The organism is Lunatimonas sp., from assembly GCF_020832325.1.
Taxonomy (GTDB): domain Bacteria; phylum Bacteroidota; class Bacteroidia; order Cytophagales; family Cyclobacteriaceae; genus Lunatimonas.
The window spans coordinates 66,064-79,634 of record NZ_JAFIEU010000038.1 but is presented as its reverse complement, the minus strand read 5'-3'; the positions used below and the strand labels follow the sequence as shown (position 1 = coordinate 79,634).

Genomic DNA, 13,571 nt, shown 5'->3' with positions numbered 1-13,571 from the left:
ACCTACTTACTTAGGTGACTTTTTTCTTTAGAATGTCGGCAGCCCGTACCCTTTTTCGCATGGTTTCAGGATTGCCCAGTATGCGATGATCCACCCAGCTAAGCAGAGTACCTACCAGGATGCCCACAAATAGCGAAACCGGCATAATGTAGAGTACTTCAATGCCAAAAATCTTGAAAAAAGCCACCGCAATCGCAATACCCACACTCGCGATCCCTCCCCAGAAGGTGCCCCTTGCCGTCGCAAAGGGGATAAACAAAGCCATAAAAAACAACACGAACAGGGGTGACACAAAGAGGTTGACCACCTTGACAATCACATCGTAGAGGTTGCCTTCTACCCGGCTGATTCCCAAACTCAACCCCAAAGCCAGTACCCCTACAAAAAGCGAGAGCTTTCGTATCGATTGGAGTTGGTTTTTGGGCGCTGTATATTTCTTGGAAAAGCGCTTCAACAGGTCTTCTGAAATCACCGACGAAGTGGAATTGAGTCCGGAAGAAAGGCTGGACATAGCTGCCGCGAGTATGCCTGCCGCCACCAGACCGGAAATACCCACCGGTAATCCCACCAAAATAAACTTTGGGAATAACTGGTCTGCATGGGAGGTCAGGGTCTCTCCTGGCGCCAAGTACCTGGGAAAAGCCGTAAAATAGGCCATCACAGCCAGCCCCACCAAACCGAGCAGCATCTGCACTACAAAGGTAGTCATTAACGAAACGCCAAAGGTACGTCTGGCGGTATGTATATTTTCTGTGGCCAAAAACCGCTGAATGGACATTTGATCTGAGCCCGACGAAGCCACATACCAAACAAAGGTGGTCAACAGGGCATTGGCTATGGTAAGCCGCTCCCGAGCATCAAATCCCCATTTCAACTCTCCCCAATACGGGAGCCATTCCGTTGGAATCCAGGCGTTAAATGAACCGAAGTGCCAACTTACCACGGCCAATGTTAGCAACGCGCCACCGATCAAAACGCCCGACTGGATGACATCGGTAAATACCACCGCCTTGAGGCCACCCATGGTAGTATAAATTACCGTAACACTCATCAACAAGACACTGAGTAGCAGCGTATAGGAAGGATCAAAGCCAAAAATCGATAGAATAGCCGTGTTGACGGTGATGAAAATAATTGTGCCCATCCACAAAAACCGGAGGGACAAAAAGAAAAACGTTGCCAAAAGCCGAATACTCACGCCTAGATTGATCTCCAGGATTTCATATGCACTGGTCACACGAAGCTTCATGAACTTTGGAATCAAAAACCAGCCCACCACATAATACACCAAGGGAAACACCAGCACACCCGAAAAAATAACGGGACCGTATTTGATCATTTCCCCGGGATAGGAAAGGTAACTCAACGAACTGAGTAGGGTGGCAAATAGCGACAGCCCTACAGCTATGGGATTCATCTTCCCCCCACCCAAGTAATAATCCTTCTCGTTTTTGTTTCGACGAGAGAAAAAATATCCGATACCCAGCATGCCCATTAGGTAAACAACGATGACCATCCAATCGCCCCAGGCAAGTGAGTAGGGCTGCCTCCTGTCTAGCTGAAGAATGGCATAGGCCGCTGTGGCACGTACATCCGCATTGTCGGGAGAATTATTCGCTGCTTTATCGTTTTCCGAGGATCCCAAGAGCGGGTTTTCCCCATTCAAAAGCCGCTTCATTAAGGGAAGGTCCTCCCCACTGCCAGCGATGGACAACGCCATCAATAATTCCATCCGTTCCCCTTTTCGAGGTGAATGCTCCAGTTCCAGTAGGGATTTTTTGATTTGGGAGAAAAGCGTGCTTTCTCGTTGAGAATCCGGGGAATTGACATAGGCAGCAGACAGCAAGTACACCCGGGAAAGCTCCCCTTCCCTAGCCTCCAATGCCTGCGACGCCAGCGCTTCCCATTGTTCGGGAGGGATGCTTCGCTCATTTCGCAATGCAAAGGCAGCTTGCATCCTAGGTAAGTCCTCCACCTCCTCATCCAGCACCAAATCCAACAAAGTTGGCTTGGAGAGAGATTGCTGGGATCCCTGAAGTGTGCTCCAAAGGGTATAAACGTAGAGCGAATTAATGGGGCCCGCCAACACCTCCTTTGTCTCCTCAGGGGCCAGGTCACTTAAGGAAATTCCCAACTTAGCGGCGGTTTCCGCAGCGTGAATGCGATCTTCCCCCAAAGGATCCCGAAAGGCTTCCACTACTTTTTGTCCGTAAAAATCCCGTTCCTCCGGAGATGCCTGAGCCAATACGCGCCAGATCCCCACACGGTATTGGGGGAATTCTTCGAAGCGGACCTTTTCAGCCAAAAAGGTCTCCCGAACACCTTCTCCGTAGCCCGCCCATATTTTGTATTCTGCCGCGTGGACCTTTACCCATGATTCCTGTTCCCGCATCACCTCATCCAGCACCTCAACGGCCTGCTCCCTAAGTACATCCGAAACGGGCGAATCCTCGTGCGTGCCGCAGGCACCCAGCATCAAAAGTAACCCCAACGCCAGGAACAGACAGGATACGGGAAATTGTCTCATGGTCCGGTTTGGTTCAGCGCTTTCACATAAGCGGCCTTAGCGGCCACGTCCTCCGCGGCAGAAGCCCCAAAATAGATAAGTCCCATGGCTTTTCGGGTGCGGTGTTCGCTGGTGTTTGGGCTGGCCCGGTGAATGGTCAGCGCGTGATGCACCAACAAATCCCCAGGCTTTGTCTTGAAAAAAACTTCCTTCTCCATATCGGCAGGAATACCAAAATCTGGAATCCCTTGGGAAAACCCTAGGGTGTTGGTAAAGGCGTGATGTCGCATTCCCAGCTTGTGCGAGCCTTTAACGTAACTTACCCAGCCATTTTCCGCATCTACGTCCTCCAAGGCCATCCACATAGTGACGGCACTCATGGGCTTGAGCATAAAATAGTAGCCATCCTGATGAGGAGGCGTGGCCTTACCAATCTTAGGGGGCTTGTTGAAATACTCCACCGTCTTGCCTATGACCTCCTCCTCTAGAAGTTCCTCCGCCAATTTGGTAAAGGTACTCGTAAACAAAACATCGGCAAAAAAGGGATCATACACCTGAAGATCCTGAATCATCTTAAGGGTAGTGGCATCTTCTTTCACTTCGTATTTGATGTGTTCCGGAGGAAGCGCAGCAGACTTCTCGGCAATAAACCGATCCAGTCGTTCGCGGATTTCCGCGATTTGCTCGGTGCTAAGGAAAGCCGGGAGATAGATAAATCCATCCCGGTCAAATGTAGATTTTAGGGATTCTGCTTCCATACAATTCATGCGCTAATTGGGCTTAAATATCGTATCACCCCATTTCAAAGGCTTCTATTTTTATGCGTGAATGGCATACTTTCTTTCACTGCCGCCTCGTTTTCAGATTGTTTGTCTCTCGGGAAGGGAAACCTATCCATCAATGCCCTTATTTTTTGGGCAAATACCAACAGGTTTTTTTCCTCCAGATTACCGGCTCCTTGCTCATAGCCGTAAAACCCCTTACCAGATTCCATCCCGGGGTAAGGGTTTTCTTGGAAAATATTCTGAAAGAAGGAAGGAAGATTCTGATCGGTAGCCAACTCTTTGTTGAGATCCTCCATCACCACCCCATATACGTTGGTCCCCATGAGATCCATGTAGCGTAGATTCCCAGCAAAGGGCATGTAATACCCGGCATCGTTGCGGCAGGCGCGGTCGATATCCTCCACGCCCACATACCCCTGTTCTACCAAGAAAAAAGCCTCTCTGATCATCGCAGCCAGCAGCCTCGAACGAATGCTCCTGCCTCCATAAACGACGTAGGGATCCTTATTCCAGTGTTTTTCCAACAAATACATCATTTGCTCCAACAGATCGGTGGGTGTGTCCGATGTAGCGATTACTTCCGCAAATAGCGTCACATGTGCCGGCCTTACCCAGTTCAGTCCAATGATTCTGCCTGTATGCGCGCAATCCCCCCAAAGCTCTTCGAGGGAAAAACTCTCGGTGTTCACCGCCAAAACAGCATCTTCCGGCACGATCCGACTGATTGCCTGGAGGGACTCCCGCTTGGTTTGGAGGTCTTCCGGAGTGATCAAGATCACCAGATCAACGGGCGACAGGGCAGTGATTTCGGCAACCAGCTCCAAGCGATTACCGATTTCCTCCAACGCTTCCCCCGATAGCGCGCCGTCCGACAAAATAGATAGGTCCACCCCACAGGAAGAAAGCTCTGAGAGCTGAACGTGATGTCCTGCCTGAAGAAGGCAACAGACTACTTCTGGAAGCAGCCGACCGGTTCCGACCACCGCCACGGAGGCATAGGGCAACTTCATAGCGTTTCATGGTTTAACCGATGCAAAACATCCTTCGCTTTTACGAGTGCTTGTTCTATGTGCTCCGGCTGATGCGCACTGCTAATATACCAAAGTCCTCTTCCAATGACGCGTATACCCGCATCGTGCAAACCGGAAATAAACCGCTTTAACTTACCTCCATCGTATTGAAGAACCTCCCGGTACTCGGACACACTGTCGCGATCCATAAACCCGGTGTGTACCACAGGTCCCAAGCCCTGAACCAGCAGGTTGATTCCCATTTCCGCTGCCAGTTGCCTTAGGCCAGTCCTTAACCTTTCTCCCAATGCAAACATCTGTGGATAAGGATTGTCTCTTTCCAAAATACGGACCGTCGCCAACGCAGCAGCAACGGTTGGATTGCAGGAGTTCATGGTTCCGGCATGGATAACTCTTCCGGAAGCGATCTCGTCCATCCATGCTTTTTTACCCACAATCGCACTGATGGGATAGCCACTGCCCAGCGCCTTGGCAAAAATCGACATATCCGGCGTCACCTGAAAAAATCCTTGCGCACCGGACAAACCCAAGCGAAACCCGGTAATGACTTCGTCAAATATCAATGCGATCCCATATTGATCACATAAGGATTTCAGCCCTTCCAGAAACCCAGGTTTGGGCGGAATACAGCCGCTATTGCACATCATAGGCTCGGTGATAATGGCAGCCACCTCCTGATGCCTGTCCTTTAGCGTGGCTCTTACCAGCTCCAGGTCATTCCAGGGAAGGGTCAAAAACTCATCCTGGGCCTGGGGAGGCAACCCCTGACTCCAAGGAAACACCGTGGGATGGGCCCTATCTCCAAGTGCCTCAGGAGAAGGTGCCGATATGGCCCAGGCGACATTGTCGAGCCAGCCATGATAGTGTCCTTCAAATCGGATAAACTTGACCTTACCAGTTTTGGCACGAGCCACCCGAATCGCAGTCTGCACCGCCTCGGATCCATCCAGACAAAAACGCATCAATTCCGCAGAGGGAATCACACGGTTTAGCCACTCGGCAAGCTCGACTTCCTGCTGATGCTGCCCGGCAAAAAGCTGCCCCTGCGCGGAGTAGGCGTTCACCGCCTCCAACACTTCCTGATTGGAGTGGCCCAAAATAAGAGGACCCTGACTTAGGGTAAAGTCCAAGTATTCGTTGCCATCTAAATCCCATAGATGCACGCCTTTTCCGTGGGTGTAGAACAAAGCATGGGGGTGATTGTATTTTCTAAACTCCGAGGAAACCCCGGAGGCCAAGACCTTTTTAGCACGCTCCAGCCAATTCCCGGATTCATTGTATCGATTCTCTGCCATAAACCTTATTTTTCAGTCGGTGCGGAAGGATGTTCAGCCGCCAACCGGTAAATCTCTTTATTGAAAGCCGCAAAAGCTTTTTCCCATTCTTCCGCTTCCTGCTCCGTATACGCATAAAGTCCACGAGCATTTTGTATGCCGCGGGCCTCTTTTTCCACCATCTGTTTCATGAGTTCGGGAACTTCCGTCGAATTGCTAAGTTCTGGAAATAAGCGACTGAGTGCTACACGAAAATCCGCCAATCCCAAGAGGTCCATGCGTTTCATCAGCCCCATCGCGGTGATCCAAGAACCCGCATCATACCGAAAGGATTTATCCACATCCTCCACCGTTGCCTCCTTCCTGTCGATCAGGTGAAAGGCCTCCCGATAGACGGCATACATCAGCCGGTTTGTTACAAAACCTCTGATATCCTTTTGCAGGAAGGTAGGCTCCTTATCCCAATAGTGGGCCAATTCAAAGACCCACTTGGCAGGCTCCTCCGCTGTTTTCGCTCCCTTGGTAATCTCCAAAAACCGGGTCAGGTAAGCAGGTTCGGCCCAATGAACGCCAAGAAACCGCTCTGGATTGGGTACCAGGTCCTGAAGGACGCTGATCGGAATCGCAGAAGTATTGCTGGAAACAATGGCTTTTCCCCGCGTTGCCTCCGCAATTTTTCGGTACATGAGTCCTTTGATCTCGGTGCGTTCGACCACGCATTCCTGTACCAGCCTACAATCTCTCAATATACCAAAGTCCTCGGATAGCATCAAACGGGAAAGGTATTGGGAAATGGGTTGATTTAATATTCCGCTTTCCTCAGCGTGTTTCAGTTGCTTGGTGATGCGAAGTTCTGCATCCTTCATGTCCGAAGGAATGGGTGCCACGCCGCGCACCGGATGCCCTGCAATCAACAAAGCTACCACAATGCTACTCCCCATCAATCCAAGGCCTACTACTCCCAGTTCTATTTCCGCAAGCTCATTCGGTTTAATCATTCCCTGTTCTATAAAAATCGGCAGTTGGCACGGCTAGGTGCTAACGGATACGTTTTAACACTACCAAAAGTATCTGGTAACGTCTACAGATACTATTAATATCCTTTACAATAGTGGTACTATTTTTCAACAAAAAACACCGCTTATCAAACAGCTTCTTTTCTCCGGTTCTCTCCTGTTATTATTATCTATATTTATGATACTATTTTTCAAGCAAGGCCAAAAAGCTTTCACCTTACAGAGATTTAACCTATATTAAGCTAACAAATTCAGGATATTATGAAATCGAGCATGACGTTGCCTTCACACAATGGGATGCCCCGATGCCTATCGGGGAAAACATGCGACCTGCCAGCCGGTAGGCAGGGATTCCATCTGACCATTAAAAAACAATTCTAGACACATGAAATCGATAGAAGTCAGACTACCGCAGGATTTCGACAAATCCTTTATCGTGTTCAAAGAGGAGGGACAGTATTTCCCCTGCCCCTGGCATTATCACCCCGAATACGAACTGGTTTTGGTGCTGAAAAGTACGGGACGCCGGATGGTCGGAGACCATATTGGTTACTTTCAAGAGGGTGACTTGGTATGTATGGGGCCTTATTTGCCGCATGTCTGGGTGAATGACTCGGCCTATGTGAACGGGCAAACAGACGGACCCGCGGAAGCCATCGTCATCCACTTTCAGGAGCACTTTCTGGGAGAGGATTTCTTAAATATTCCGGAAATGGAGCCCCTCAAAAACTTCCTAAAGCTCTCCAAACGAGGCATGGCCTTAAGCGGTAACACCAAAGAACAAGTAAGGGCCTTGATGACCGGTATGGTTCATATGAACGGCATACAGCGGCTTTCCAGCCTGCTTTCCATCTTTGACATCCTATCGCAAACGCGGGAGTACGAGCTCTTGGCCAGTCCAGGCTATTTGGATCAGGTAGACCCTCAGGGATCTGATCGACTGACTAAAATTAAAGAGCACATCTTTAAAAACTTTGACCAAGAAATCACCCTACCAGAAGTTGCAGCCCTAGCCAATATGGCAGTGACTACATTTTGCAATTTCTTCAAGGAACAATACCGCATCACCTTTGTCGAATACCTAAACACCGTTCGGATAGGCCACGCCTGCAAGCTGTTGTCGGAAACCGACATGAACATTGTGGAAGTAGCCTTTGAATGTGGGTTCAATAACCTCGCAAATTTCAACCGCCAATTTAAGAAACACAAAAAAATGACCCCCTCAGAATTTCGAAAAGTGGTCAATATGCAACACGTGGCATAGTGTCAAATTACTCCGTGATGTTACGCGCTAAGAAAATCCATCGCCCCGCTTCCTAGGGTTCAATCCCTCCAGACTTCAAAAACCCAATTAGGTTCGCCAGCTCCTCCTTGGTCATGGTTTGTTCCAACCCGTCGGGCATAAGGGATAAACCCGAGTGGTGGATGGAGGCAATTGTTGACCGTAACACGGCCTCGTCGGTCCCATAGGCAGTCCGAAGGGTGATACTTTGATCGGATTCTGCGGCTACCCAACCTGCCAGCGTTCTTCCATCCTTGGTTTGGATCGAAATGGCTTGGTAGGCCGGCAATACTTCGTAGTTTGGAACTAGGGTATGCAACAACAACGCATCTCCGGGTTGGTTTTTGACGCCCGTCAAGTCTGGGCCCACCTGGCCACCCTGCCCTGCGTAGGTATGGCAGGACGAACAGTTTTTTTCAAACACCTGCTTCCCCAGTACAGGGTCGGATGGGTTTTCCAAAACCCCCAAATATTCCTCGAACACGGCCATGCGTCCACCACCTTCTAGGTCGTGAAAGAGGGAAGCTGCTTTGTCCCTAATAGCAGGTAGTCCGTCGCTCATTAGCCTTTGCCGGACCATAGATGGAATCTCTGCCGGTGCCACTACCTGATCCGCTATGGCGCTCAGTAGCTGCTGAACAGTTGCTCGTCTTGACACCAACGCAGCAACCACCGCTGATTTGACCCTAGGCGTGAAGGACGACCAAGCATCGGCGGACAGCAACAACTCTGCAGCACCCGGATCGTCCACTCCTGCGATGGCCTTTACCGCTGCGAGTTGAATTTCGGTGGGGTGATGGGGTTTCAGCAGCTGGCCTAGCTCCAGCTCGACCCACTGAAACGGAGCATACCCCAACAGGGAGACAGCAACGGCCCGCACCGACACAGCCTCCGATTCGTTCAGCCCAATCCGCACCACCTCTGCGACAAATTCCCTTCTGCTTGTCAACTCCCGGTCGGAAAGCGGTGTATTGTCCAACGCGGAAGCCAGACCAAGATCGACAGGCGCAATTTTTCTACCTTCCAATCCCCCTAGCAATCCGAGCAACGTAGCCATGCGCCAGCGGATATCTCCAGATGACCCTAACATATCCTGTAACAACTCCCTGCAATCCTGCCAAGAAGCGGAGTTGCCCACCAAAGCACCCAACTCCTGCATCATCACCGGAAATGCGGGGCTATCTGCCGACTCCATGAGCCGGAAAACCTGCAAATACTCTGGAAGCTGCCCTCCAATCCCACTCAACACGGCACTTCGGGACCAAGGATTCGCTCCATCCCGGACAGCTACCTGGGCAAGGGCACCCATGATTTCCTCTCCCGTCAGTGAGCCCAATTCCAACGATGCCAGGAACCTGACACGCATTTCATCATCCTCCGTAGCTGCTATCAAGGGCCTTACTAATTCCGGATGATCACTTGCCAATTGCCCGGACAATATGACTGCCTGTTCCCTCACGCCCAAATTGCTGTCTATGAAGGCTTTTTCTAGATGTTTCACATCCAACGCTCGCATCGACTGTAGAACCCAAAGTGCCCTAGCCCTGCTTTCGGGCCGCTCACTCTTATGAAACACATCACTAACCTGGGACATGGTACGGGTATCCGAGGCCTCCAAAAGCAAGCGATGGGCGACGGACCGCTCCCACTCATCCGCCGACCCCAATAACGCCACTGGATCCTCGAATGGCAATACCAAACTACCCGTTTGCTCGCCCGATGGATTGGCTTGATTAAATTCCTTACGCACTATTCTATAAATGCGCCCCTTGTCTTTGCCACTTACAAAATCCAACCCTTCCCTCGCCGATTCAGGAACGTAGGAAGGATGGTCAATCACTTTTCGATACATGTCTGCCAAATACATTGCCCCATCTGGCCCATGGCCAAGAAAAACCGGATTAAACCAACTGTCGGTAGATGCTAAAAACTCCCTGTTTTCGTAGGCCCTTTGTGCACGGAAAGAAACCTCATCGGGCGAAAGCACCTGCCGCTGCACGAGATTTTGGGCAGGCTCGCAAATAAAAGCATTGCCTACATGCTCAGGCTTCAGCGCTGTTCCGTAGAAAAGTACCGGACCGCAGGCGGAGGTAAAGGTCCCTTTATGGGATAACCCGATAAGCTTAGGGATAAAGTCCGCAGTGATGACCGCATTGCTGATCGGATAAACCGTAGCCTCCGCCTCCGGCTTGGCCACATCCTGAGTCGTGCGGTTGAATGTCAGGTGGGGATTTCTGGCCAACTGCCAAGGCTCGATTACCACATGCTGAAGCGGATGCCTATTGGAAGTCCCAAAGCGCCGGCCAAAAGGGTCGAAGGCCAGACCAAACTGACTCCTACCACCGGTTGTCTGAAACTCAAAGGTATCGGGATGAAAACGGCCATCCGAAGAAGATAACGTTACTGCTGCACGATCCGGATGCTCCGGAGACGTCACCGAACCTCCATTCAAGCCTCCGGTCACGTAGACCCAACCGTCTAACCCCAAGGTGGGGTGGCTAGCCCTGATTTGAGCCGTTTTATCGGCGTTGAAGCCGGTCAGCACCACCTTTTTAACATCCGCTACACCGTCCCCGTTGGTGTCTTTGAAGTAATAGATGTCGGGGGCACAGGTCACAAATACGCCCCCACGCCAGACCATGATTCCATTGGGGTAGGTGAGGCCCGTGGCAAACTCGGTTCGGTGATCGTACTTGCCGTCCCCGTCTCTGTCTTCAAGTCGGGCAATCCTTCCGAGCTGGGTGGACGTACCCCCTTCAGCCGGATCGGGATACCCTCTGTTTTCGGCCACATACAACACGCGGTTTTCATCAAAGGCAAAGGCCACCGGGTCGATTACCAGGGGTTCTGCTGCAATCAACTCAATCCGCAGCCCCGGCTCCAACTGAAAACTGGCCAAGGCAGCCTTAAGTTGGATCGAATCAGCATAGGTATACAGGGGAGAATTGACCGGTGAATCCTGCAATTCAAAAACCACTTCGTCGCCACCGCCTGCATCGGGCCGATCGGTCCCACAGCCCCAAGTGATCCAAAGGATCAAAAAAACAACAAACCTATGTTGGTGCCCCTGATACCGCATACCAATCATCACAAAATGGGATAAAGATCTACCTTTCGCACCCACATTTCGGCGGCCTCCGATTGTATTTGGATCCTGCCGCTTTTTGGCTTTGAATCCAAGGCCCTGTTGACCAACACGCCGTTCAGGTAGACAGTAATCTCTCCATTCAGCACATGACACTCAAGCGTATTCCATTCTCCTACCGGCTTTTCCACGTCTTGAGCGCCTCTAAAATCCAACACATCCTTCCACTCCGGATCACGGCCGTACCAGTTGATCCTTCCACCATGTATGGTCACAGGATCCCCGTCTGACTGGTAAACATGGGCACCTCCCACTTTTTGGGATGCTACCGGGCTGGTGACGGCAAACTGATCCGTCCCGTTTCCGACCACAATAAAATCCCCGGTGCCTCCCTCGATGATCTGAACCTCGATGGAGTGCATCCAGGTACCGGAATACCCCCCGTCCATCCCTTGGGAATGCAACAGGATTCCACTATCCCGGGATTTGTCCAGCCGTGGTTCGTGGGTGCCGCCTCCCCATTTAAATTCCACCACCAGCTTATAGTCATCGTAGGGCTCTTCAGTGGTGATGCAGCCCCACTCCTCGCCTGAGATATGAATCATACCATCGCGGACAGTAAAAACACCTTTCGGGTCATTGTTTTTCCCTCTGTCTTTGAGGAATGTATACCAGCCAGCCAGACTCTTTCCGTCAAAAAGGGCTAATTTCTGGCCAAGATTCCTGTCGTTGGCATCCAAGGGTTTGGAATACCGGGAAGTGACAGGCATGGTATTCAATTGGTTAAATAACGCAACTACCCGTTCTGTGATTTTTCGGGAGGCATTGACTTCCAAGTAGCTGGATCTGGCACGCCAAGTTTCATAACCACCCAGTTCATGGTGTTCAGGAGTAGGTAGGTACCCGTGGTATCCATTGGCCAAAGAGACCGTAAACGTCTGACCGAAGGGACTTTTCGATTTGATTTCCAGACCTATCTCCACAAATACCTCGCAGGGTATGGCCGTAATCGCCAAATCTCCCAAGCGCATGGCTTGCAAAAGGATGCGCTGGCTATCCGGGAAATCCTTCATCAAAACGGTCTCCCTAGCGTAAATCTCCTCTATAGAGACCAGATTGGGGCCCTTGGACTTGGACAGAATGCCTTCTGCTCTTGAAATTTCCTCTGGCCTTGGCTTTCTGACATCCAAGCTGATTTCTTCCTGTACTACCGCAAGCGGCACCCAATCATGGTATGGAATGTGCTGATATGCCTTATAAACCTCGGCGGCTATTGTATTGGCCACGGCTTCCATCTTTGCGTAAGGCGGCAAGGGATCAGGAGCCGTTCCTCCAAAATTGATGTTATTGATATCGCCGCTGGTTCCGTTGGACATCATGGCCACAAAAGCCGGGGACTGCCGATCAGCCCCGATGAGCTGGGAAAACTTGTTCGCAAACATCCCAAAGTAATCTGCCGAAACCTCTCCACTACCCGTTCCGCCCACATAATGCAGGGAATAATTGGCCAGCAGGGCAATGGGTGTGCCATCCTTTGATTGAACCGAAACGAAGGGAATCTCCGGGTCGGAGGGTCCGGCCGGCTCCAGCAAATCGGGGTTGCCAATTCCTGGGTTCATTTTTACCCGGTCCACGCCGCCAAAGGGGTTGGTCAGAACCGCGCCGGGCTTCATCTTCCACCGGCGGTTAAAAACCTGACCAGGTTCATGCCCAACACCCCAGCCTATTTTTGCAGGCTCAAGGTTATTGTTTGCGCGTATGATGGCATCCGCGGCACGCTCCACCAAAAAATCCAGGTAGGCCGGATCGGGATCACTTTGAAATACCGAGCAGGCCGTTCCACCTGAATGCGTATGGGTGGAGGAAATCAGCATATTCTCTACCGGGATTGCCGTAAACGCATGGGCCCGTTGCTTTGCCCTGTCGATGGTCTCCCGGTAGGCCATGCACAGATCGAGGGTAACAATCGCCAACTTGGTAGCGCCATCGTCCAGCACCAGGCTTCTTGCATGGGTATCGTCGTGTACATGCTTCACCTTGACATCCTGCATATTGCCGTTGATGGAAGTCCCGATTTTGGGGGTTATTACGCTCGTTGCCGCGCCGGCACGGAATACCTTTACCCTTGGCTCGGCGGGAGATTGCTGCGCAAGGGCGTGCATATGAACCAAAAAAAGGATGGCAATGAATAAGACTATCTTTTTTGTCGGCGGCTGAGCCCTGAAAAGTACCGCCAAGCCTTCGTTACTATTTTGGGTTCGTTGTCTTTTGATCATTTGCAAGCTGATTAATTACCGATTTATACTACATCGCTTACCGATAACACCAGAAAAAGACTACTCCCAAAGGAGGGCATTAGTGAAAACGGAAGGAATAAAGATTTGCATCCTTTAAATATACCCGCATTCTAACTGGTTTTCCTGCCAATGGTGTAATATCCGTACTTTTATTCCCATACACCAGCCTGGAAATAGCTATGTTTGAATTCATCGCTGCTGAAAATCACACCTGCTTCAGGCGGATCGAAGTGATAAAACATTACGAATCATTTAAAGAAAGGTGGACATTATTGTAAATTAGAAAAATAATATA

Annotated in this window: 8 protein-coding genes; 1 reads left to right on the top strand and 7 read right to left on the bottom strand. The window is 50.7% G+C overall.

Annotated elements, in window-relative coordinates:
* Positions 1 to 10: 10 nt before the first annotated feature.
* Genes JJU34_RS13755 through JJU34_RS13735 form a run of 5 tightly spaced genes read right to left on the bottom strand, consistent with a single transcriptional unit; the run spans position 11 to position 6,594 of the window.
* Positions 11 to 2,527, bottom strand: a complete 2,517-nt coding sequence (locus JJU34_RS13755; protein WP_228692958.1) for a sodium:solute symporter — start codon at positions 2,525 to 2,527, stop codon at positions 11 to 13.
* On the bottom strand, positions 2,524 to 3,264 hold the full coding sequence (locus tag JJU34_RS13750) for a phytanoyl-CoA dioxygenase family protein (protein ID WP_228692957.1): 741 nt from the start codon (positions 3,262 to 3,264) through the stop codon (positions 2,524 to 2,526). Before JJU34_RS13750 ends, JJU34_RS13755 begins: the two co-directional genes overlap by 4 nt.
* Positions 3,265 to 3,308: 44 nt before the next feature.
* Positions 3,309 to 4,301, bottom strand: coding sequence for a 3-hydroxyacyl-CoA dehydrogenase NAD-binding domain-containing protein (locus JJU34_RS13745; protein WP_228692956.1), 993 nt, complete (start codon positions 4,299 to 4,301; stop codon positions 3,309 to 3,311).
* Positions 4,298 to 5,617 carry an aspartate aminotransferase family protein gene (locus tag JJU34_RS13740; RefSeq protein ID WP_228692955.1) on the bottom strand — a complete coding sequence of 440 codons (1,320 nt, stop codon included), beginning with the start codon at positions 5,615 to 5,617 and terminating at the stop codon, positions 4,298 to 4,300. Before JJU34_RS13740 ends, JJU34_RS13745 begins: the two co-directional genes overlap by 4 nt.
* A 5-nt stretch (positions 5,618 to 5,622) precedes the next feature.
* Positions 5,623 to 6,594: a 3-hydroxyacyl-CoA dehydrogenase family protein gene (locus JJU34_RS13735; RefSeq protein ID WP_228692954.1), complete on the bottom strand. Its 972-nt coding sequence runs from the start codon at positions 6,592 to 6,594 to the stop codon at positions 5,623 to 5,625.
* 403 nt (positions 6,595 to 6,997) lie between these two features.
* Here JJU34_RS13735 and JJU34_RS13730 point away from each other — a divergent pair, with 403 nt between their 5' ends.
* Positions 6,998 to 7,876, top strand: a complete 879-nt coding sequence (locus JJU34_RS13730) for an AraC family transcriptional regulator (protein ID WP_228692953.1) — start codon at positions 6,998 to 7,000, stop codon at positions 7,874 to 7,876.
* Positions 7,877 to 7,928: 52 nt separating this feature from the next.
* On the opposite strand, the gene JJU34_RS13725 is transcribed toward JJU34_RS13730, so the two are convergent.
* Both JJU34_RS13725 and JJU34_RS13720 read right to left on the bottom strand, forming a co-directional pair.
* Positions 7,929 to 10,982, bottom strand: coding sequence for a PVC-type heme-binding CxxCH protein (locus tag JJU34_RS13725; RefSeq protein ID WP_228692952.1), 3,054 nt, complete (start codon positions 10,980 to 10,982; stop codon positions 7,929 to 7,931).
* On the bottom strand, positions 10,982 to 13,255 hold the full coding sequence (locus JJU34_RS13720) for a neutral/alkaline non-lysosomal ceramidase N-terminal domain-containing protein (RefSeq protein ID WP_228692951.1): 2,274 nt from the start codon (positions 13,253 to 13,255) through the stop codon (positions 10,982 to 10,984). The genes JJU34_RS13725 and JJU34_RS13720 overlap by 1 nt, the downstream gene beginning before the upstream one ends.
* Positions 13,256 to 13,571: the final 316 nt, after the last annotated feature.